General features: G+C 65.2%; 17 protein-coding genes. 3 read left to right on the top strand and 14 right to left on the bottom strand.

The window, feature by feature from the left end:
• Positions 1–160: 160 nt before the first annotated feature.
• Positions 161–3,877 carry a TM0106 family RecB-like putative nuclease gene (locus AC07YR_RS22555; RefSeq protein ID WP_494735329.1) on the top strand — a complete coding sequence of 1,239 codons (3,717 nt, stop codon included), beginning with the start codon at positions 161–163 and terminating at the stop codon, positions 3,875–3,877.
• On the opposite strand, the gene AC07YR_RS22560 is transcribed toward AC07YR_RS22555, so the two are convergent.
• From AC07YR_RS22560 to AC07YR_RS22615, 12 genes are all read right to left on the bottom strand, one after another.
• Positions 3,874–4,662, bottom strand: a complete 789-nt coding sequence (locus AC07YR_RS22560; RefSeq protein ID WP_494735330.1) for a triose-phosphate isomerase family protein — start codon at positions 4,660–4,662, stop codon at positions 3,874–3,876. The genes AC07YR_RS22555 and AC07YR_RS22560 overlap by 4 nt on opposite strands.
• A 7-nt stretch (positions 4,663–4,669) precedes the next feature.
• Positions 4,670–6,019 carry an MFS transporter gene (locus tag AC07YR_RS22565; RefSeq protein WP_494735331.1) on the bottom strand — a complete coding sequence of 450 codons (1,350 nt, stop codon included), beginning with the start codon at positions 6,017–6,019 and terminating at the stop codon, positions 4,670–4,672.
• 52 nt (positions 6,020–6,071) lie between these two features.
• The gene (locus tag AC07YR_RS22570; protein ID WP_494735332.1) at positions 6,072–6,236 is read right to left on the bottom strand and encodes a hypothetical protein; all 165 of its coding nucleotides are present in this window, start codon (positions 6,234–6,236) and stop codon (positions 6,072–6,074) included.
• A gap of 12 nt (positions 6,237–6,248) precedes the next feature.
• Entirely contained in the window at positions 6,249–7,016 is a 768-nt protein-coding gene (locus AC07YR_RS22575) for an SDR family NAD(P)-dependent oxidoreductase (protein ID WP_494735333.1), read from the bottom strand.
• Between the two features lie 16 nt (positions 7,017–7,032).
• Positions 7,033–8,025 carry a 3-hydroxyacyl-CoA dehydrogenase family protein gene (locus AC07YR_RS22580; protein ID WP_494735334.1) on the bottom strand — a complete coding sequence of 331 codons (993 nt, stop codon included), beginning with the start codon at positions 8,023–8,025 and terminating at the stop codon, positions 7,033–7,035.
• A 2-nt stretch (positions 8,026–8,027) separates the two neighbouring features.
• The gene (locus tag AC07YR_RS22585; RefSeq protein WP_055799428.1) at positions 8,028–8,516 is read right to left on the bottom strand and encodes a ribose-5-phosphate isomerase; all 489 of its coding nucleotides are present in this window, start codon (positions 8,514–8,516) and stop codon (positions 8,028–8,030) included.
• Positions 8,513–10,291, bottom strand: coding sequence for a dihydroxyacetone kinase subunit DhaL (gene dhaL / locus AC07YR_RS22590; RefSeq protein ID WP_494735335.1), 1,779 nt, complete (start codon positions 10,289–10,291; stop codon positions 8,513–8,515). The genes AC07YR_RS22585 and dhaL overlap by 4 nt, the downstream gene beginning before the upstream one ends.
• 53 nt (positions 10,292–10,344) lie before the next feature.
• Complete coding sequence (locus AC07YR_RS22595; protein WP_436056803.1) at positions 10,345–11,346, bottom strand: sugar phosphate isomerase/epimerase family protein; 1,002 nt, start codon at positions 11,344–11,346, stop codon at positions 10,345–10,347.
• A gap of 176 nt (positions 11,347–11,522) precedes the next feature.
• Positions 11,523–12,230 carry a GntR family transcriptional regulator gene (locus AC07YR_RS22600; RefSeq protein ID WP_436056802.1) on the bottom strand — a complete coding sequence of 236 codons (708 nt, stop codon included), beginning with the start codon at positions 12,228–12,230 and terminating at the stop codon, positions 11,523–11,525.
• A 141-nt stretch (positions 12,231–12,371) separates the two neighbouring features.
• Entirely contained in the window at positions 12,372–13,451 is a 1,080-nt protein-coding gene (locus AC07YR_RS22605) for an alkene reductase (protein ID WP_436056801.1), read from the bottom strand.
• An 82-nt stretch (positions 13,452–13,533) separates the two neighbouring features.
• Complete coding sequence (locus AC07YR_RS22610; protein WP_436056800.1) at positions 13,534–14,589, bottom strand: 2,3-butanediol dehydrogenase; 1,056 nt, start codon at positions 14,587–14,589, stop codon at positions 13,534–13,536.
• A 144-nt stretch (positions 14,590–14,733) separates the two neighbouring features.
• Complete coding sequence (locus AC07YR_RS22615) at positions 14,734–16,524, bottom strand: NAD(P)/FAD-dependent oxidoreductase (RefSeq protein WP_494735336.1); 1,791 nt, start codon at positions 16,522–16,524, stop codon at positions 14,734–14,736.
• A 174-nt stretch (positions 16,525–16,698) separates the two neighbouring features.
• Between AC07YR_RS22615 and AC07YR_RS22620 the strand changes: the two genes are divergently transcribed.
• Positions 16,699–17,997, top strand: a complete 1,299-nt coding sequence (locus AC07YR_RS22620) for a GAF domain-containing protein (protein ID WP_436056798.1) — start codon at positions 16,699–16,701, stop codon at positions 17,995–17,997.
• 21 nt (positions 17,998–18,018) lie between these two features.
• Here the strand turns inward: AC07YR_RS22620 and AC07YR_RS22625 are convergent, their stop codons facing one another.
• Together AC07YR_RS22625 and AC07YR_RS22630 are read right to left on the bottom strand one after the other, a co-directional pair.
• A complete protein-coding gene (locus AC07YR_RS22625) occupies positions 18,019–18,969 on the bottom strand; it encodes a PKD domain-containing protein (RefSeq protein ID WP_436056797.1) in 951 nt (316 codons plus the stop codon).
• A 3-nt stretch (positions 18,970–18,972) separates the two neighbouring features.
• Positions 18,973–19,635: a DUF6318 family protein gene (locus tag AC07YR_RS22630; protein WP_494735337.1), complete on the bottom strand. Its 663-nt coding sequence runs from the start codon at positions 19,633–19,635 to the stop codon at positions 18,973–18,975.
• Positions 19,636–19,923: 288 nt separating this feature from the next.
• Here AC07YR_RS22630 and bioB point away from each other — a divergent pair.
• The coding region (gene bioB, locus AC07YR_RS22635) for a biotin synthase BioB (RefSeq protein ID WP_494735338.1) at positions 19,924–20,675 on the top strand (752 nt) is incomplete at its 3' end.

Genomic DNA, 20,675 nt, shown 5'->3' on the forward strand with positions numbered 1-20,675 from the left:
TAGAAGACAAACCCTTCACCGGGCGTCAGTCAGAGCCGGAGTCACACCGCAACACAGCCAATTCCATCATTACTGTCAGGACCCTTTGGTAGCTTGGCAATAAGACATCAGCGGCAACTCACAACAACCGGCACCGCAACATCTACAGCAACGAGGCGCAGTGTTTCTTCTTGAACCGGAAGTACCGGATCTGGCACAGGACCTGGTCTTCTCCGCGAGCGATCTGGTGATCGCGGCCACGTGCGAGTACCAGCTGCTCCGCAAACTCGATGAAAAACTGGGCAGGTCCGCCAGGGCCGAATTCGAGCCCGACGAGATGCTGGCCCGCACGGCGAAGCTTGGTGACGTCCACGAGCACAAGGTCCTGGACAAGTTCCTGGCTGAGTTCGGCCCGTGGGATCCCGCCACCGGCCGAGGCGTGTACGACGTCGCCGCCGCCACAGCAATGGACCGCGCCACCCTGCAGGCCAAACATGCCGAATCGATCGATGCGCTGCGGGCCGGGGCGGACGTCGTGTTCCAGGCGGCCTTCTTCGACGGCCGGTTCCACGGCCGCTCCGACTTTCTGGTCAAACAGGACGACGGCAGCTACGCCGTGTACGACACCAAACTGGCCCGCCATGCCAAAGTGACGGCGTTGCTCCAGCTGGCCGCGTACGGCGACCAGCTGCTGCATGCCGGAATCGCACCGGACCCGGCGGTGACCCTCATCCTTGGTGCCACCATTGAAACTGTGGGAGGCGGCTTCGACTATGTCCGGAGCAGCCACAAGCTCGCTGACATCCTCCCGGTGTTCCGCGAGCGGCGGGACAGGTTCCTTGCGCTGACCACCGGCCACCGTAACCAGCCCGACGCCGTCAGCTGGGGAGCGTCCGGCGTCGTCGCCTGCGGCCGCTGCGACTACTGCCAGGAACAGGTCAAAGCTACGGACGACCTCCTCCTGGTCGCGCGGATGAACTCGGCGCAGCGGAAGAAACTCCACGCGCAAGGGATCTTCACGGTCAAGCAGCTGGCCGATGCCACGCTGCCCGGCGCCAGCCCCTCCCTGCTGCGGATGCAGGACCAGGCCAGGATGCAAAGCAACGCCGGCACGGCAGAAGGTTCCGTCAATTACATCAAGGACGGCGAACAGCACAGCATCAGCTACCGGGTGATCCCGGAGAACACGCTGGCGGAACTGCCGCCGCCGAGCCCCGGCGACATCTTTTTCGACTTCGAAGGGGATCCGCTGTGGCAGGACAGCGCCACCGGCGTCTGGGGGCTCGAGTACCTCTTCGGAGTTATCGAAGCTCCGCCGGAACCGGATCGCCGGACTATGTTCAAGCCCTTCTGGGCCCACAACCGCGCCGCCGAGAAGCAGGCCTTCCTCGACTTCCTGGACTATGTGGAAAACAGGCGGCGCCACTACCCTGACATGCACGTCTACCACTACGCCGCCTACGAGAAGACCGCGCTCCGCAAACTGTCGGTGATGCACGTCGCCGGTGAGGACGTCGTGGACAACTGGCTGCGGGACGGACTCCTGGTGGACCTGTACCAGACGGTGCGGAACAGCATCCGTATCTCCGAGAACTCCTACAGCATCAAGAAACTGGAGCCGCTGTACATGGGCAGCAACCTCCGCTCCGGGGACGTGAAGGACGCCGGCGCCTCCGTGGTGGCCTACGCCGATTACTGCGAAGCGCGCGACGCCGGATTGTCCGAGGACGCCGCGGCCATCCTCGCCGGCATCTCCGACTACAACCAATACGATTGCCTCTCCACGCTGGAGCTTCGCGACTGGTTGCTGCGGCGCGCCGCCGAGCGAGGAATCCGGCCGGCATCCGGAAGTGCCGGTCCTGCCGGAAACGATGGGGCACCCGGAAGTGCCGGTCCTGCCGGAAATCTAGGGCGGGGGGCAGCTGAGTCCGACGACGATGCCGCGGTCCGGCGTTCTGAACTCGCCATTCGGGCGTTCCTGGCCCGGGCGGCAGAGTTCCGCGCCGCAGGCGGTGAGCTCGGCGGCCCCGATTCCGATATCCAGGCTGTCGCCATGGTGGATGCGGCCGTGAGCTACCACCGCCGCGAGCGCAAGGCGTTTTGGTGGGCACATTTTGACCGCTGCGAAAACGGCCCCGACACCCACCAACAGGACCGTAACGTCTTCCTCGTGGAAGAAGCCCGCATCCTCGATGACTGGCACAAGGTGGGCACCAGGCTCCCGGAACGCAGGGTGCAGCTGACCGGAACGGTGAGCGCCGGCTCGGATCTCCGCGAGGGCAGCAAGTGGTTCCGGATGTACGACCGTCCGTTGCCGGCCGGCCTTGAGGGCACGGGCAACGACGGGTCGGGGCGCAACGGGTGGTTCGGGACGGAAGTTCTTGAGCTCGGCCACGAAGACGGGCGGGACACAGTGGTGATCCGGGACAAGCTGCACCGGAAGATCGAACCGCACAACAACCTGCCCATCGCCCTGACCGAAGACCAGCCCATCGCCACCAAGAGCTTGGAGGAAGCGCTGGCCCTGCTGGCGGACCAGGTCGCTGCCGGCCTTCCGGACGGCTCGGCAGACGCCCCGGGAGCAGCCGTACCGGGAAAGGCCGGGGCGCCGGGCAGGCCTGTTTTCCGGAAACACCCGGCGTTGGACCTGGTGCGCCGGATTCCGCCGCGGCTGGTGACAGGCAGTCCGCTCCCCGCACCGGCCGGCGGGCCGGACCGATTCATTGACGCCATCACGGCTGCGGTGGAGGCGCTCGACCATTCGTACCTCGCGGTACAGGGGCCACCGGGCACCGGCAAGACGCACGTCGGCTCGCACGTCATCGCGCGGCTTGTGGCCCGAGGCTGGAAAGTGGGTGTGGTGGCCCAGTCGCACGCTGTGGTGGAGAACCTGCTCTGCACTGCCGTGGCAAAGGCCGGAGTGGACCCGCGCCGTGTAGCCAAGGACGTGAAACACGACGGTACTTTGCCGTGGCACCACCGGGACGCCGCGGACGTTGAACGGCTGCTCAGTTCCCCGGGCGGAGCGCTGGTGGGAGGCACTGCCTGGACCATGACCGGCTCCACGGTTCCCGCCGGGTCACTCGATCTGCTGGTGATCGATGAGGCCGGGCAGTTCTCCTTGGCGAACACCCTGGCTGTTGCCCAGGCGAGCCCTCGGCTGCTGCTGCTAGGAGATCCGCAGCAGCTCCCCCAGGTCAGCCAGGGCACCCACCCGGAGCCAGTCAACGAATCCGCGCTCGGCTGGATCTCCGCGGGTCGCGCCACGCTTCCGCCCGAGCTCGGGTACTTCCTCGCGGACTCTTGGAGGATGGCGTCACCCCTGTGCGAAGCCATTTCGGAGCTCGCCTACGAGGGCAGGCTGCGCTCAGCAAACGCGGCGGATCTGCGGATCCTGGCGGGCGTTCCTGCCGGAATCGAAACCGTGTTGGTCCCACACAGCGGCAACATCACGTCCTCCCCGGAGGAAGCCGCTGAAGTGGTGCGCCAGGTCGGGAGGCACCTGGGTCTGATGTGGCACGATGAAGCCGGCGGCCGTCCGCTGGGGCCGGAAAACATCCTGGTGGTGGCGGCTTACAACGCCCAGGTGAACCTGATCAGGGACGCCCTCGACTCGGCCGGCCACGCGGCGGTCCGCGTGGGCACCGTGGATAAATTCCAGGGCCAGGAGGCCGCCGTGGTGATCGTGTCCATGGCCTGCTCTGCGGTGGCGGAGGCTCCGCGCGGCATGGAATTCCTGCTCTCCCGGAACCGGATCAACGTGGCGGTTTCCCGCGGCAAATGGCGTGCCGTGGTGGTGCGGGCACCGGAACTGACCAACTACCTGCCCACCCATCCGGAAGGGCTCGAACAGCTGGGCGGTTTTATTGGACTGTGCCAGCGGTCGGCCCCCAGCTAGGGCCGGCGGTCCGCCACAAACCAGGGGGCAAGCAGTAGCGCCTCATCCAGCACCCTGCCGAAGTTCGCGGCGTCGTGTGCGAAGCGGCCCAGGAAAAGTCCGGAAACGCCGCCGAGCCGCGGAAGCAGGCCGGGTTTCGCTGAACCGCCGTAAATGACCGGAACTCCCTGGAGCCCGTGCCGGGCGAGCAGGCCGCGGAGGTGATTCACGACGTCGGACACGTAGCCGGCGTCCGCAGGCTCGGCGGCGCCGATGGCCCAGACCGGCTCGTAGGCAATAACGAGGCGCGTGGCCAGCGCCCAGTCGCCCCCGACGGCAGCGTCGATCTGACGGAACACAAAATCTGCTGCATCCCGGGCGGCGGCGGAGTCTTCGCCAACGCACAGCAGCGGCGTCAGCCCGGCGTCGTCCGCTGCCCGGACCTTGAGCGCCACCACGGCGTCGGTTTCGCCGAAGTGGGCGCGGCGCTCGGCGTGGCCGATCTCCACCAGTTGGACGCCCAACTCGGCGAGCATGGACGGCGCCACTTCACCGGTCCACGGGCCGTCCGCCCAGCCGCAGTTCTGCGCACCGAGGAGCAGCGCCGAACCCTCCACCAGAGCGGCGGCCGCGGGGAGCACCGGGAAGGACGGGATCACAAACGGGACAACCCGCCCGGCCGCGAGGGCCGGACGGGAGTCCACTTCGTGCCGCAGGCGCTCCAGCCAGCCCAGGCTGTCCCGGTAACCCAGGTACATCTTGGTGCTGACCCCGACATACGTCACGGCACTGTTATTACTGTTCAAGCTGTTGCTACTTCTCAAGCAGTTCGTCTGCCTTGTTCTGGAACCTCTTGGTCGCGAACATCATCGCGGCCGCCAGGAACGGCAGTACACCCAGGGCGTAAACACCCATCGTTCCGGTGTCGGACGCCGTGACCTGGTTGACCGTGGTCCGCAGGATCGGGGCCACGAAACCGCCCAGGTTGCCCAGCGAGTTGATCAGGCCGATGCCCGCGGCCGCGGCCGTGCCGGTGAGGAACGCCGTCGGGTAGGACCAGGCGATGGGTCCGATCGACAGGAAGCTGCACACCGCCAGGGTGATGAAGATGATGCCCAGTGCCGGGATGTGGTTGGCGCCGGCCCACGCCGAGCCGAAGATGCAGAGCCCGGTGGAGATGAACAGCCCGGTGCCCCATACCCGGCGGCGGACGATGGTGTTGGCCGCCTTGCCGATGAAGTAGCAGGCGAAGATGCCGAAGAACCACGGGATGGCCGCCATCAGGCCGACGGCGAAGCCCACCTTCTGGCCCGTGAGCTGTGCCACCTGCTGCGGCAGGTAGAACGTCACGCCGTAGACCGCCACCTGGAGGCAGAAGTAGATGACGGTGAAGTACCAGACCTTGCGGTTCTTCATGGCCGCGAGTACGCCGCGGGGACCGGTTTCTTCCTTGACGGTGTCCTCCAGTGCCATGACATCCAGCAGCGCCTTCTTTTCGCCGGGGTTCAGGAACTTTGCGTCCTGCGGGCTGTTGATCAGGAAGAAGTACGCGGCGATGCCGGCCAGGACTGCGAGCATGCCTTCGACGAAGAACATGACCTGCCAGCCCGCCACGCCGGGAACCTGGTCGCCGATGTTGATCAGCCAGCCGGACAGCGGGGCGCCCATCATCTGGGAGAACGGCTGGGCGAGGTAGAAGATGGCGAACATCTTCACGCGCACCTTGTTCGGGAACCAGGCCGCCAGGAACATGATGACGCCCGGGAACAGGCCGGCCTCAGTCACGCCGAGCAGGAAGCGCAGGATGATGAAGGACGTCTCGCCCTGAACGAAGGCGAAGCACGCGGACACGATGCCCCAGGTGATGGCGATGCGGGCCAGCCACACTTTGGCGCCGAACTTGGTCAGGAGCAGGTTGCTGGGGATTTCGAACAGGGCGTAGCCGATGAAGAAAATGCCGGCGCCAAGGGCGTAGGCCCCGGCGGTGACTCCGCGGTCCACGCCGAGCGCCGCTTCGGCGAAGCCCACGTTGGTGCGGTCCAGGAAGGCCACGACGTACAGGATGACGAGCATGGGCATGAGCCGGAACGAAGCTTTGGAAATCGCCGATTTGAGGATCGGCGAATCCAGGAGCTCCTTCGTGGACGTTGCTGTTAGGGACATCAAAACTCCTCTTTGAGTAAATCAGTTGCGAACGAAGGGGGTACTTCGGGTCCTAGCGGGAGAACGCGATGATCATGATCCCGGCGAGGCAGGCAAGGATGCCCACGGCGAGGTAAATCTGGCGACCGCGGCTCCAGGACCTGAGCCCTGTCGCCGGCCGTGATGCTGCCGGCCGTGCTTTTGCGGACAGTCTTGCGGGGGTGCTGTGCTGTGCCATGGCTGGCCTTCCCTAGTGCATGTAGAGTCCGCCATCCACATTCAGCGTCTGGCCGGAGATGTAGCCGGCGTCCTCGCTGATGAGGAAGGCGATGGCTGCTGCGATGTCGCGGGTGGACCCGACCCGGTTGACTACGAGGTCCTTGGTGAGTTCGTCCTTGCGTTCCTGGCTCAGCGTGCCGCCCATGATGTCGGTGTCGATCGGGCCCGGGGAGATGGCGTTGACGGTGATGTCGTACTCCCCCAGTTCCCGGGCAGTGGAGCGGGTCAGCCCGATCACGCCGGCCTTCGCCACCGAGTAGGGCGTCTTGGAGAACGTGCCGCCGCCGCGCTGGGCCGACACGGAGGAGATGTTTACGATGCGCCCGATCCGGTTCTTCACCATGGATTCGGCCACGCGGCGGGTGGCGTAGTGGACGCCGTTGAGGTTGATGTTCAGGACACGGTCCCATTCGGCCGCGTCAAGCTCCAGGTACGGAACGGGTGAACTGACGCCGGCCACGTTGGCGAGGGCCACGACCTGCGGCAGCTCCGCTTCGATCTCGTCGATGGCCTGGCGGACGGACGCTTCATCGCCGACGTTGGCGCCGACGCCGTGGGCCTGCACGCCGTACTGGGCGGCGAGTTCCTTGGCGGTGGCCTTGCAGAGTGCGTCGTCGAGGTCGATGATGCCGATGTTCCAGCCTTGCGCGGCCAGGTAGTTGACGGTCGCCCGGCCGATGCCGCGTTCGGAGACGGCTCCAGTTACGATTGCCGTGCGTGCTGCGGGGAAGATGGTCATTTGGGGTGCTCCTGAGTTAGTTGATGGGCGCGGGGCCGAGGTCTTCGATCAGCTGCTGCATGGCCACGTAGGCCTTGTTGCGGTAGGCGATCAGCTCGGGGGTCCGCTCGGCCGGTACGTTGAGGAAGCCCGCACCGGTCTTGGTGCCCAGCTTTCCCGCTTCCACCAGGTCCGTGAGGATCTTCGGGGTGGCGAACCGCTCCGGGAAGTCGGTTTGGAGGGACTTGTAGCAGAAGTTGTAGACGTCCAGCCCGGCCATGTCCGCAATCGCGAAGGGACCGAAGAACGGGAGCCGGAAGCCGAAGGTGGTGCGGACCAGGGTGTCCACGTCGTCCGCCGTCGCGATGCCCTGCTCCACCAGCTGTGCAGCTTCGTGGAAGAGCGCGTACTGCAGGCGGTTGAGAACGAAGCCGGTGACGTCCTTGACGACGGCGGTCTGCTTGCCGGCAGCGTGCACCAGGTCGCGGACTGCGCCGACCGTGGTTGCCGACGTACCGGCGTGAGGAATGATCTCCACGCCGGGGATGAACGGTGACGGGTTGGAGAAGTGCACGCCGAGGAACCGTTCCGGGTTGGTGACCGGCTCGGACAATTCGGCAATGGAGATGGTGGAGGCGTTGGAGCCGATGATGGCGTCCGGCTTCGCGGCGAGGCTGATGCGGGCAAGCGTCTGGTGCTTGATGGCGATGACTTCGGGGACGGCTTCCTCGATGAAGTCCGCGTCGGCCACGGCTTCCTCGATGTCCTTGGCAGCCCAGAGGTTCTGCTTCAGGATTTCGGTGGAACCGGCGGGGAACAAGCCGTCAGCCACGAACTGGTCCGATTCGGCGAGGAGACGGTCGTAGTTGCTCTGCGCCACTTCGGCGGACACATCGGCGAGAGCCACGCGGGCTCCGCCAAGCGCCAGGACCTGGGCGATCCCGCCGCCCATGTAGCCGGAGCCGACGACGGCGATCCTGCGGGCGCTGTTGAGTGCTGCCGCGTTGGGGGTGCTGACTGTTTCGGTCATGATCAGACTGCCTTCGTGTAGTCGGGCTCGTAGGAGCAGATAGCGTCCACCTTGGCGGCGGAGGATGAAGTCTCGTCGAAACGGTAGTCGAGCCATTCGCCCACCAGCTTCTTGGCCAGTTCCAGGCCGATCACCCGCTGGCCCATGGTGAGGACCTGGGCGTTGTTGCTCAGCACGGAGCGCTCCACGGAATAGCCGTCGTGGGCCGTGACCGCGCGGATCCCGGGAACCTTGTTGGCAGCGATGGCCACTCCCAGCCCGGTGCCGCAGATCAGCAGCGCACGGTCCGCTTCGCCGTCGGCCACTTTGCGGGCGGCGTCGACGGCGACATGCGGGTACGCGGTGGAGTCGTTCGCGCCCACGCCGATGTCCAGCACGGACGCGACGCGGCTGTCCGCTTCGAGCAGCGCCTTCAGCGCTTCCTTGTATTCGACGCCGGCTTCATCGTTGCCGACGACGATCCGCCAGCCTGGGGAAGTACTGGTGCTCATGCTTTTGCTCCATTTCCGGCCGCGGAGGCCGCCAGTTGGGAATCCATTAGTGGGGAATTCGTGAGTTCAGATTCGACGTAGCGGGAGATCCGGGCCGCAATCAGCCCGAACGAAACTGCGCCGGGATCGGAATGCCCCACGCTCTTTTCGGCGAGGGGCCGTGCGCGGCCCTTGAGCGGCCGGAGCGAAGCGGTGGCGTCAGCGGCCTGCTGGGCAGCAGCCGCTGCGGCGGCGAGTGCCCCGCGTACCGGAGTTCCGCTGTCGAACGCGTTCAGGAAGGTGTCTTTGAAGGGAAGCAGCGCATCCACCATGGTTTTGTCCCCCGGCTCGGCCTTGCCGAGGGCGGTGATTGCGTCCACGAAGGCGGTGACGGCGGCCGCCGCGTCCTCGCCGCGGTAAGCGTCCCTGTTACCGAGGGCGATCCCGGCGGCGATCACGGCGGATCCCCACAACGCACCGGAGGTTCCGCCGGCGCGTTCGCTCCAGGCTTCCCCTGCCGCTGTGAGAACGCGTTCCACTGATGCCCCGGCCGCCGAAATTTCCCGGGCAGCGGCGGTTGCGGCGTCCACGCCGCGGCGCATGCCGATGCCGTGATCACCATCTCCGGCGATGGCGTCCAGGTCTCCCAGTTCCTCTTCATGCTCGACGACGACGCCCTGCACCTGGGCGAGCACGGCGGCTGCCCGCCGGCCCAGGTCAGCTGCTGCCGGCGTCGTGTTTTCCACTTCGCCAGCTACGGCGTCTTCCGGTCCGGCCAGTTCGCGGCGGGCCCGCGGGGCGATGCTGCCCTTGCGGAAGGCCGGGGTGTCGGCCGGGGCTGCCCAGAACTGCTCCAATTCGTCGTCCAGCCAAAGCAATGTCAGGGACAGCCCGGACATGTCCAGGCTGGTGACCAGCTCGCCGCATTCCGGTTCCACCACGGTCAGGCCCGCGGCGGTGAGGAGCTTTTCGATCTTGCCGAAGAGCAGGAACAGTTCGTCGTATTTGACCGTGCCCAGGCCGTTGACGATGGCCACCACGCGGTTCCCGGCGTCGTCGGGCTTGTCCGCCAGGAGCCTGGAGACGAGCAGTTCGGCGAGTTCGGAGGCGGTGGGCATCGGGTGTTCCGAGATGCCCGGTTCGCCGTGGATGCCCAGGCCGAGCGACATTTGGCCGGCCGGGACGTGGAACAGCGGTGCGTCCGCTCCCGGGAGCGTACAGCCGTCAAACGCCACGCCCAGGGAACGGGTGCGGTAGTTGGTGCGGATGGCCAGACGTTCGACGGCGTCGAGGTCCAGTCCCGCTTCGGCCGCGGCGCCGGCGATCTTGAAGACCGTGAGGTCTCCGGCGATGCCGCGGCGCTTCTCGATCTGGTCCAGCGGGGCGCTGGCGATGTCGTCCGTGACGAGGACGGTCCGGGTTTCGATGCCTTCGGCGTTGAGGCGCAGCTGGGCTTGCCCGAAGTGGAGCACGTCGCCGGCGTAGTTGCCGTAGCTCAGAAGGACGCCGCCGCCGGCGTTGGATGCCTTGGCCACCCGGTAGACCTGGCCAGCCGCCGGGGACGCGAACATATTGCCGCAGGCGGAGCCGGTGGCGAGGCCCGGCCCCACCAGGCCGGCAAAGGCCGGGTAGTGGCCGGAGCCGCCGCCCACCACCAGGGCCACCTGGCCGACAGGCACCTCGGTGGAGCGGACCACGCCGCCGTCAACGCGGGCAACATAGCCGCGGTTGGCTGCCACAAAGCCGTCCAGTGCCTCATCCGCGAAATCAGCGGGGTTGTCGAAGATCTGGGTCATGGTTTCCTCATCGAATCCGTGTTGGGAAATGCAGTGTCGGGCTGACGCCCTGTTTAGACGGCGGCCAGTGCGGCGGCCGGCTGCTGCCGCCCCTGCGCCACCTGGCTCCGGCCCAGCGCGTAGCCGTCCGTCTTGGGGAGGACGTGGCGGCGAAGGTAGTCCTGGTTGCTGGCCGTCACGCTGAGGCCGTCTCCGCCGTAGTGCTCGGTGCAGAGGATGCCCTGGAACCCGACGGACAGTGCGAGCTTGAAGGCTTCGCGGTAGTTGATGAGGCCGCTTTCCATAGGCGCCGGCATGGCGACGTACATGTCGCGGGCCGTGTCCTCGTCCCGGATGTAGTTCTTCATGTGCCAGTAGTTGGAGTACGGCAGGGTCTTGGCCACCATCTCGCGCCAGTCCTCGATGGGCCGGTGGAGCCGGATCAGGTTGCCGAGGTCCGGGTTGAGGCCGACGTTGGACAGGCCGATGTCCTGAACCAGCTGGACCGAGGAATCCGCGGTTCCCAGGTAGGTGTCCTCATACATTTCGAGCGAGAGCAGAACCCCGACTTCGGCTGCGTGCCGGCCAAGTTCGCGGAGACGAGTGACGGCGTTTCCCCAGGCTTCCTTGTTTCCGGCCGGGTCCTTGTAGCCTTCGACGGTCCAGAACCAGAGCTGTTTCTGCTGCTCGGCCGTGATGGCCTGGTGGAGCCCGAACGAGACAACTTCGCAGCCCAGCTCGGCGGCGGCGTCGATGGTGCGGTGGCTGTAGGCAAGGTTGGCTTCCCAGTTGCCTTCTTCGATGACGCTGCGCCGGATGGCGGAGATGACCGGCACGCCGATGCCCACGGCGTCTGCCGTCTGCTTGAACTCGGCCAGGCGTTCCTTGCTGAGATCGCCGGGGCGCACCCAGCTGTCCGTGAGGTCCGCGTGGGCGAAGCCGGCTTCCTTTACCTCGGTGAGGACCTCGGCCCAGGCCGATGCGTCGGCGTCGTTGATGTGGGTTCCCTGGGCATCGGTGCCCGGGAACTGAAGCAGGGCCGCAGTAATGGGCCAGTTCTCGGCTGTGTAGGCCATGGTGTTCACTCCTTTGTGCGAATCCTGTTTCCTATAGGATTTACTATCGACACAAAGTTGTCAAGGTCACACTTCAGGTGGTGTCAGCCCAACTAGCTAGCAGTAGACGTCGCGAAAAGGCCCGATAACGACGTTAACTGCCAGTCAGTTGGGAGCGAGAGCGCTAAGGGTGGGGCTCAGGCTTCAGGGGCGTCGGCGATGGCGCGGCCACGCACTTTGCTGACGTGATCGGCCATGGCGGCCGCGGCCCTCTCGGGGTCTCCCGTGGCCAGCGCATCAAGGACGGCCTGATGTTCGGCGATGGCGTTTTCCGCATCCGTGATGCCCACGCCCCCGAAGAGCCGGAACCGCTGCACCTGGCCACCCAGCGCGGCATAGGCAGCCACCATGAACTGGTTTCCGGTCTGTTCGGCGATGAGGCGGTGGAACCGCTCGTCAGCTTCGAGGTAGTCACGGAATTCAGCGAATGACGGCCCCCGCGGTGCGGTCTTCAGGTCAGTCACCGCTTGTTCCAGCTGGGCGAGCCGTTCCGCGGTCAGGCGTGCGCAGGCGAGGCGTGCATTCACCGGCTCGATGGCCAGCCGCGCTTCCATCAACTCGGCGAAGTCCTCGCGCGTGAAGACCGGGGCCACGCGGTAGCCCTTGAGCGCCACCCGGCGGACCATGCCGGTGTGTTCCAGCCGGGCCAGGGCTTCGCGGACCGGGGTGGGCGAAACGTCGAGGTCGCGCGCCGTGCCGTCAATGCTGACGGTGGCGCCCGGTTCCAGCCGGCCGTCCATCAGCGACTCCAGCAGTTCCTCGTACACGTGGTCCGCCAGCACCTGGCGGCTCACGGGCTTGCCTTTTCGACTGCCGGGACTGGTGCTTTGGGACGGACGCTGCATGTTCAGATCCTATAGGGCAGCCTCCGGCGCGGCCTGCATGGCCGGTCACAAAGCGACGGACAACACAACAGGCGGGCGCAATGGGGTTGCGCCCGCCTGTTGTACCAAGCTGTTGTACCAAGGCCCGAAGACCCGAAGAGGCTAGTTCTGCGACTCCTCGTAGAACGGGTAGTCCGTGTAGCCTTCAGCGCCGTCGGCATAGAACGTGGACTGGTCCGGTTCGTTGACCGGGAGGCCTTCACGCCAGCGGCGGACGAGGTCGGGGTTGGCGATGGCCGGGCGGCCAACCACCACAGCGTCTGCATGGCCGTCAGCCACGAGCGCGATGGCCTCTTCGCGGGTGGTGATGACGCCGAACCCGGTGTTGACCAGGAAGGGTCCGTTGAACCGGGAACGCAGGTACTGGACCAGGTCGCCGGCGGGCTCCTTGTGCAGGATGCTCAGGTAGGCCAGGTTCAGCGGCGAGATGGCGTCCACCAGCTGGGAGTACGTCGCGCGGGCGTCCGCGGCGTCCGTTTCGAGGGCGCCCTGCACGTTGTGTTCGGGCGAGATCCGGATGCCGACGCGGTCGGCACCAATGGCCGCAACGACAGCCTGCACAACCTCGATGACGAAGCGCGCCCGGTTCTCGGGCGAGCCGCCATAGATGTCGTCGCGCTGGTTCGACGACGGGGCAAGGAATTCGTGCAGCAGGTAACCGTTGGCGGAGTGCAGCTCAACGCCGTCGAACCCTGCCTCGATCGCGTTCAGCGATCCCTGGACGATTTCCTGGAGGATGCCGGGCAGTTCGGCTGTGGTCAGGGCGTGCGGCACGGGGTGTGCCTGCTTGCCCTTGTACGTGCGGGTCTCCGCCTCGACGGCGATGGCGCTCGGCGCGACCACCTGGTGGCCGCCGTTGATGTCCTCGTGCGAAACGCGCCCGCCGTGCATGATCTGCGCGAAGATCCGGCCGCCTTCGGTATGAACAGCGTCCGTGACTTTCTTCCAGCCGGCAATCTGCTCCGGCGTGACAATGCCGGGCTGCCCCGGGTAGGAGCGTCCTGCGGGGCTGGGGTATGTGCCTTCGCTGACGATCAGGCCAAGCGAGGCGCGCTGGCGGTAGTGCTCGGCAACGACAGGGGCGGGTACCCCCGCTTCGCCGGAGCGGAGACGGGTCAGCGGGGCCATCACCAGGCGGTTGGGCAGTTCGAGCTCGCCGAGGGTCAACGGGGAAAACAGCATTCGCAGTTCCTTTCAAAGCGGATTGGGTCCACTGAGCCCAACTGCGAGGCGCCTGCAACTATTCCGGATGAGACTCGGATCACTACGGATGCACGATGATCTTCACCGCCGTGTCGTTGTGGTGGATCAAGGTATCGAAGCCCTTGTCCACGAGATCGTCCAAGGCAATGCGTCCCGTGATGAAGGGTTTGAGGTCGACTTTCCCTTCTTGGACGAGTTTGATGGCGGCCGCGTGATCGCCGCGGTAGGCAATCGTTCCGCGCAGGTCGATTTCCTTGAGTACGATCTTCTGCATGTCCACGGTGGCAGGGCGTCCCCAGATGGACACGTTGACCACCACTCCGGCGGGCTTGACGACGTCGAGCATGGTGTCCAGCACCGCGTTCACGCCGGCACATTCGAACGCTGCGTCCGCACCTGCTCCCCCGGTAAGTTCCAGCACCCGCGCCCTGACGTCGACTGCGCTGGGGTCGAGTACATGATCCGCGACGCCGGATGATGTGGCTTTCTCTTTGCGCGCGGCAGACAGTTCGGTCACTACGGTGGTGACGCCCAGCCCTTTCAGGACGGCGGCCGTGAGCAGGCCGATGGGACCCGCACCGCCGACGACGGCGACGTCCCCGGCTTTGACGTCGCTTCGGCCCACTGCGTGATAGGCAACGGCGAGGGGTTCGATGAGTGCGGCTTCGTCGAGCGGAATGTCGCCGACCGGGTGGACCCAGCGCGAATCAACCACGATCTTTTCGCTGAGTCCCCCGCCGCCGCCGGCAAGCCCGATGAAGCCCAGCTTGGTGCACAGGTTGTAGTTGCCTGCCCGGCACGGCCCGCACTCGTCACAGACGAAGTAGGGCTCCACCACCACGCTGTCGCCGACGGACAGCCCGGTAACGCCTTCGCCCAGTTCCTCGACAGTGCCGGAGAACTCGTGACCCAGGGTGACCGGGGCCTCCTCGTGTGAGAGCCCGTGCGGGTGTCCGGGCGGCGGGGTGAAGATGGGGCCTTCCAGGAATTCATGGAGGTCCGTGCCGCAGATCCCGCACCAGGCGACGGCGATCTTCACGGCGCCGGGCCGCAACTCCGGCTCCGGAACGTCTTCGATCCGGAGATCCTCGCGGGCGTGGAAACGTGCTGCTTTCATGGTGTTTTCCTTCGTTTACGTGGCCGTGGATGCAGCCGGTCAGGCGCATCCACGGCATGTCGTTGGAGTGTCACAGCAGGAGGCCGTCACCCCCAGTGTGGTCCCGAGGGAAGGCGGTTGTCACGGCCCCTTGGGTCAGTTTGGTCAGCGCGTGTGGTGGGTGGGCTGGAGCTCGTAGACGGGCGTGGGCAGTCCCTCCATCCGCGCCTTGAGCTGCAGGGCCAGGTAGTTGGAATAGTGGCGGCTCTGGTGCAGGTTGCCGCCGTGAATCCAGAGATTCTCAACGTTGGTGGGCTTCCACATGTTGCGCAGCTCCCCCTCCCACGGCCCCGGATCCTTGGGCGTGTCCGAGCCGAAGCCCCAGCACTTGCCGACGGCGTCCGCCACCTCGGGTGAGACCAAGTCGGCAAGCCAGCCGTTCATGGACCCGTAGCCGGTTGCATAGATGATGACGTCGGCTTCGAGCTCCGCTCCGCTGTCCATGACCACGGCGTTCCCGGTGATTTTGGTGACCTGTCCGTTGGCGAGCTTGACCCGGCCGTCAATGATCAGCTGGGAGGCGCCGACGTCGATGTAGTAGCCCGAGCCGCGCCTCAGGTACTTGAGGAACAGGCCCGAACCGTCCACCCCGAAGTCCAGGTCGAAGCCGGCGGCCTCAAGCTGCGAGTAGAACCCTGCGTCGCGTCTGGCCATTTCCTCGTAAACAGGGATTTGGGCTTCAGGCAGGATCCGGTAAGGCAAGGACGCGAACAGGAGATCGGCTTTCTCCGTGGTGACGCCGTTGGCGAGCGCCTTCTCCGAGTACAAGTCGCCAAGGGCCAGGTCCATGAGCGACTCGCTGCGGGCGATGTGGGTGGAAGACCGCTGGACCATGGTGACCTCCGCGCCGTGTTCCCACAGGTCGGCGCAGATGTCGTGCGCCGAGTTGTTGGACCCGATCACCACGGCCTTCTTGCCCGTCCAGTCCCCGCCGCCGGGGTGCTTGGACGAGTGGTACTGCTGCCCCAGGAAGGACTCGGCGCCGTCGAACGTTGGAACATTCGGATAGCCGGAGACGCCCAGGGCGAAGACGAGCTGCTTGGGCCTCAAGGTGACCGGTTCGCCGTCGCGCATTACCTGCACGATCCACTCCTGGGACGCTTCATCGAAGCGGGCGTTGGTGCATTCGGTCTTGGACCAGTAATTGAGCTCCATGATCCGGGTGTAGTGCTCGAGCCAGTCGCCGATTTTGTCCTTGGCCGCGAAAACGGGCCAGTCATCCGGGAACTTCATGTACGGCAGGTGGTCGTACCAGACGGGATCGTGCAGGTGGAGTGACTTGTAGCGGTTCCGCCAGGAGTCGCCGGGGTTCTCGTTTTTCTCGATGATGATCGTGGGCACACCCAGCCGGCGCAGCCGTGCACCGAGTCCGATGCCGCCCTGGCCGCCGCCAATGATCACGGTGTAAGGCTGGTCTTCGTATCCCAGGCGGGCTTCCTCCTCTTCCCTGAGTTCCAGCCACGATTTACGGCCCTTGCTGATCTGGTGCGCCACACCCTTCTCACGGTTGGGGCCCTTTTTCTCCTCAAATCCCTTCAGTTCTTTCATGGTGGTGAGCAGCGTCCAGCATTTGCCGTCGCGGAGCCGCAGGTGGGCGTGGCCCCACGCCTGGGCGGTTTCGAAATCCACCCAGGCCTCGGTGTTCGCCGCGTCCCCGGTGGCATCCTCGGCGAGCGCCCAGTTGCTTGGCTGCACGTCCTCAAGGGTGGCATCCAGCATGCGCTTGATCTCAGCCTTGCCCTCGAGCGTCTTGAGGTTCCAGGTGAAGGACACGAAGTCCCGCCAGTAGGATTCGTCTTCAAACAGCTGCAGTGCGGCATCGGTGTCCCTGCTGCGCAGCGCCTCATCGAACTGCGCCAGCCAGGCCTCCACGATGCCGTTTGGTGTCTCAGGCATGATTCCTCTTTTCGTTGCTTTCAGTGGGCCGCTCCCGGTCCGCCTTGCGATGACCGTCCCGTGACCCGCATCACAAGTAAAAGCCCCAGAGGGTTACAATCGAGTGACACGGCCCCCTCCCCGATTACATCGAGTGGTCCGAGCACGATTCGATGACGAGTTGGGAGATTGCGGATGCGGACGGGCACCGGCGCGATCACCCATCTTCGCGACCTGCGGTTTACCGCCCCGGCGGAGTACGCGCGTACGCTGCGGAAAGCCCACGAAGCTACCATTTCGGGCAACCCCGATCCTTCAATTTCGCCAGCCCTTATCAAGTCCTGGCAGCGTTCGCTGGCGCTTGGTATCGACCCCGATCAACACCGGCCGGTCCACCGGCATGATGTTTCCGAGGCACGCTCACTCAGTGCCGACCACCGCTTGGCCACCGTGATGCCGGCGTTGTCCCAGCTGCTGGCTGACGAGTCCTCGGCGGGCCGCCACCTGCTGATCGTCACGGACCAACAAGGTGAGGTGCTGTGGCGGGTGGGCAGCCGGCAGGCACTCAGGCTGGCTGACTCATTGGAGTTTGTGGAGGGCGCCGACTGGTCCGAATCCGGCGTCGGGACCAACGCCATCAGCGAGGCGCTCGTAACGGGTGCGCCGGCACAGCTGTTCTCTGCCGAACACCTGGTGCGCACGCATCACGACTGGGCATGCACCGCGGCGCCCATCCGCGATCCGTACACGGGTGAAGTGGCGGGAGTGCTTGATGTCTCCGGCCCCTTCGAATCGGTCACACCGGACAGCCTGCGCATGGTGCGCTGCGGGGTGCGGCTGGCGGAGGAGTTGCTGAGGTCTGCCGGCGCTCCGGCGGCCAGGCAGCAAACGGGTGGCGCGGTTCGGTCGGCGCTGACGCTGACGTTGTTGGGTGACAAGCCGAGTGCCGGGCTCGACGGCGGTGCCCGTCTTCCGCTGACGCTGCGCCGTGCGGAGATCCTGGCTTTGCTAGCCTCCCGGACTCAGGGGTGGAGTGCCGATGAGCTGGCGTATCGGCTGCATGGCGAGGACGGCGCGGCCACGGCCGTCAGGACCGAGATGCATCGGATCCGCGGCATCCTCGGCAACGTGGTGGAACCGAACCCGTACCGCTTCTCGTCGGCCGTCCGGGTGGTCACGGACGCATCTGTGGTCGCCGATCACTTGCGGGACGGTCGGGTGGCGCAGGCGCTGGCCGCTTACCCTGCGAAGCTGCTCAACCGTTCGGTGAACCTGTCGATTGAGTTGATGCGGGACGAGCTGAATGAAGCCGTGGGCGCGTCGGTCCGCGCCAGTGGCGACGCTCAACTCATCATGCAGTGGTGCGCCAGCGACATGGGTGCTTCAGATACCGAAGGCGCCGCAGCCATGGCCCGCCTGATCGGGCCGGGCGATCCGCGCTTTCAATTGGTCCGGGCGCGGATGGAGCGGGTGGACCGGGAACTGCAGTCCTAGCCGGGGTGGGGGCTGGCGTGGCTAGGGGGTTGGTCTGGCTAGGGTTGGCGGTGTAGCTCCCGGGCAGCCTTGGCCTTGCGGGTTCCTGATGCAGTCGTCGGCGTAGTTACGGGTGATGGAGCGCCACACACTGATGGTTTGCGGTGGCGAACTGAACTGGCCTTGACCAGGGATCGGCAGCGGCGGGCCGTTATTGACGGAGTACGTTCCTTGGAAGTGCGTCGTGAGCACCACCTGGAAGTCGCCGGTCTGCGTGTAGACGTGGCTGGTGCGGGTCTTTTCACCCCACCGGTCCTGCGGGAGTGGCCCGCCTGCCGACTGCTGGGGCCCAAATGTTGTCCCATCGCCGTAGTTCCAGGTGTATTGGACCGGGGTCGCCACGACATGCACTTTTTGGGCCAGGATGGTGATGTCGAACGTCTGCTCTGCCGAGTCCGTGAAGAAATTCGTCTCGGCTCCGCGAAGGGTGTGTGGGCTCGGCTGGGCCGTGACCGTTCCTGCGGCCACTGGCAGCTTCTGGAACTCGCTCTGAATCAGGGCCGCGATGCGGGGAAGCAGATCTTCGGGTCGCGGATCGAAAAGACAGGTGGGACCGGAATGGAAGGTCCAGACAGGGTTAGGAATTCCAATCGGCGCTTTCAACCACACGACCGGGATTCCGTCTTTACCGTCCGGGCCGTTCTTGCACTCCAGCTGTCGCGCCAAACAAGGTGTATCGAAATCTGCACCGCCTAAGTGGCATTGGAGTTCGTACTTGTACTGATTGGGGTCAGTACTGGGAGCGCCAGGCTCCCGGGCGACAACCTTGCCTGTTGACGGATCAACGGTCCAATCATCGGCACCAACAGCGATTGCAGTTTCTTCATAGCCAATATCAATTGGTGGGTCGTCTGCGCGCGATGGCGATGAAGTTACAGCGATGACGACCATGGAAAGCGCAACGGCAACCGACAGCTTGTTGGCCCAGCCCATGATTTACCGAATCAGCCCGAGGTCGCTGATGATCCACCCTTTTGCACCGTACGCCGCCGTCGCCTGGCTTGCGGTGTTCGTGGCCTTCGTAGGTTCCTGATAAAGACTGCCATCCGGCTTGCGAATACCAATTTGCTTCTGAAGCACCTGAATTGTTGCCTGGGATGCGGGACCTGGAGAGAACTGAACCGTTATCGACGGAGTTTCAATGGTTCCGCCTTCAACCCACCTACCATCTCGCCATGCGCTCTCAACTCCACCCGCAAGACCATTGCAGAAAACACATTCGGGCCCGCTGGCACTCTTCACAAGGGACGTGTCGCCGGTTTCGTAGGCGTAGCTAAGTGTTGAGTACCAATAGGCTGCAAATGCCTCCAGCCCCTCCTTCGTCTCCGCCTTCGCGGCCTCAGGCAGCACCGGAACGGGAACATTCTGGGCTTTTCCCTTGGCGTCGGCCGGTTTGTACGCGGCGGACGGTGTCGGCGTCGGGCTTGGCGTGGACGTGGCAGAAGAGGCAGAAGACGAGGCAGACGCAGACTCCGAAGGCCCGCCATTCCCTGGCGTATTGCCGCCGCCGTTGCACGCGGTAAGTACCAGGACAGAAGCGACGAAAACTGCAGCTGCGGAATAGCGCAACCGTGCGAAATGCAAAGTACGAGATGTCATGGGCAGCTATTCCCCCGATAGTTTCAAGACGTCCGAGCCGCCCGCAATAAATCCGGACGATGGTTAAAGGGTAACTGAGGTCACACTTTGATGCCCAAAGTTATCCACAGCCTCCGGTGTATCACGGACTCAGCTAGGAAGTCAGGTAGAAAGTCACACCGTTCGGTCAACGCCAAAAACCGCTGCCCAAGTTCAGCGCCTACTCTTTGTTGAATTCCCACAAAAAAGCCAACAAAAAGCCAAACTAGCGTCAGAGGCGACCAGCCGCCCAGCGAGAAGGACCCATCAATGACGATTCAGGCAGCCGTTCCTACCAGCGACGCAACAGGCGACACCATCCTGGAAACCGCCCGCCAGCAGGTCCTCGAGGACGGCATCGGCCTGACCCAGCCCCAGCTCGAGGAAGTCCTCCGCCTCCCGGACGCAGCCCTTCCCGCCGCCCTTCAACTGGCCCACGAGGTGCGCCTGAAGCACTGCGGCGAGGACGTCGAAGTCGAAGGCATCATCTCGATCAAGACCGGCGGCTGCCCCGAGGACTGCCACTTCTGCAGCCAGTCCGGCCTCTTTGACAGCCCGGTAAGAGGCGTCTGGCTCGACATCCCGGAACTGGTCAAAGCCGCCAAGGAAACCGCCGCCACCGGAGCCACCGAGTTCTGCATCGTCGCCGCCGTCCGCGGCCCCGACATCAAGCTCATGAACCAGATCAAGTTCGCGATCGACCGCATCAACGAAGCCGTGGACATCAACATCGCCTGTTCCCTGGGCATGCTCACCCAGCGCCAGGTGGACCAGCTCGCCGAGTGGGGCGTGCACCGCTACAACCACAACCTCGAAACAGCCCGCAGCTACTTCCCCGAAGTCGTCACCACCCACAGCTACGAAGAACGCCTGGAGACCTGCACCATGGTCAAGGCCGCCGGCATGGAACTGTGCTGCGGCGCCCTGATCGGCATGGGCGAAACCCTGGAACAGCGCGCCGAACTCGCCGCCCAGCTCGCCGCCCTCGAACCCCACGAAGTCCCCCTCAACTTCCTCAACCC

This window comes from Arthrobacter sp. GW460-12-1-14-TSB2 (assembly GCF_059423525.1).

Excerpts from the sequence above, each read along its gene's own strand:
- AC07YR_RS22565 (WP_494735331.1), bottom strand. The coding sequence starts at position 6,019 with ATGTCCCTAACAGCAACGTCCACGAAGGAGCTCCTGGATTCGCCGATC.
- AC07YR_RS22570 (WP_494735332.1), bottom strand. The coding sequence starts at position 6,236 with ATGGCACAGCACAGCACCCCCGCAAGACTGTCCGCAAAAGCACGGCCG.
- AC07YR_RS22575 (WP_494735333.1), bottom strand. The coding sequence starts at position 7,016 with ATGACCATCTTCCCCGCAGCACGCACGGCAATCGTAACTGGAGCCGTC.
- AC07YR_RS22580 (WP_494735334.1), bottom strand. The coding sequence starts at position 8,025 with ATGACCGAAACAGTCAGCACCCCCAACGCGGCAGCACTCAACAGCGCC.
- AC07YR_RS22585 (WP_055799428.1), bottom strand. The coding sequence starts at position 8,516 with ATGAGCACCAGTACTTCCCCAGGCTGGCGGATCGTCGTCGGCAACGAT.
- dhaL (WP_494735335.1), bottom strand. The coding sequence starts at position 10,291 with ATGACCCAGATCTTCGACAACCCCGCTGATTTCGCGGATGAGGCACTG.
- AC07YR_RS22595 (WP_436056803.1), bottom strand. The coding sequence starts at position 11,346 with ATGGCCTACACAGCCGAGAACTGGCCCATTACTGCGGCCCTGCTTCAG.
- AC07YR_RS22600 (WP_436056802.1), bottom strand. The coding sequence starts at position 12,230 with ATGCAGCGTCCGTCCCAAAGCACCAGTCCCGGCAGTCGAAAAGGCAAG.
- AC07YR_RS22605 (WP_436056801.1), bottom strand. The coding sequence starts at position 13,451 with ATGCTGTTTTCCCCGTTGACCCTCGGCGAGCTCGAACTGCCCAACCGC.
- AC07YR_RS22610 (WP_436056800.1), bottom strand. The coding sequence starts at position 14,589 with ATGAAAGCAGCACGTTTCCACGCCCGCGAGGATCTCCGGATCGAAGAC.
- AC07YR_RS22615 (WP_494735336.1), bottom strand. The coding sequence starts at position 16,524 with ATGCCTGAGACACCAAACGGCATCGTGGAGGCCTGGCTGGCGCAGTTC.
- AC07YR_RS22620 (WP_436056798.1), top strand. The coding sequence starts at position 16,699 with ATGCGGACGGGCACCGGCGCGATCACCCATCTTCGCGACCTGCGGTTT.
- AC07YR_RS22625 (WP_436056797.1), bottom strand. The coding sequence starts at position 18,969 with ATGGGCTGGGCCAACAAGCTGTCGGTTGCCGTTGCGCTTTCCATGGTC.
- AC07YR_RS22630 (WP_494735337.1), bottom strand. The coding sequence starts at position 19,635 with ATGACATCTCGTACTTTGCATTTCGCACGGTTGCGCTATTCCGCAGCT.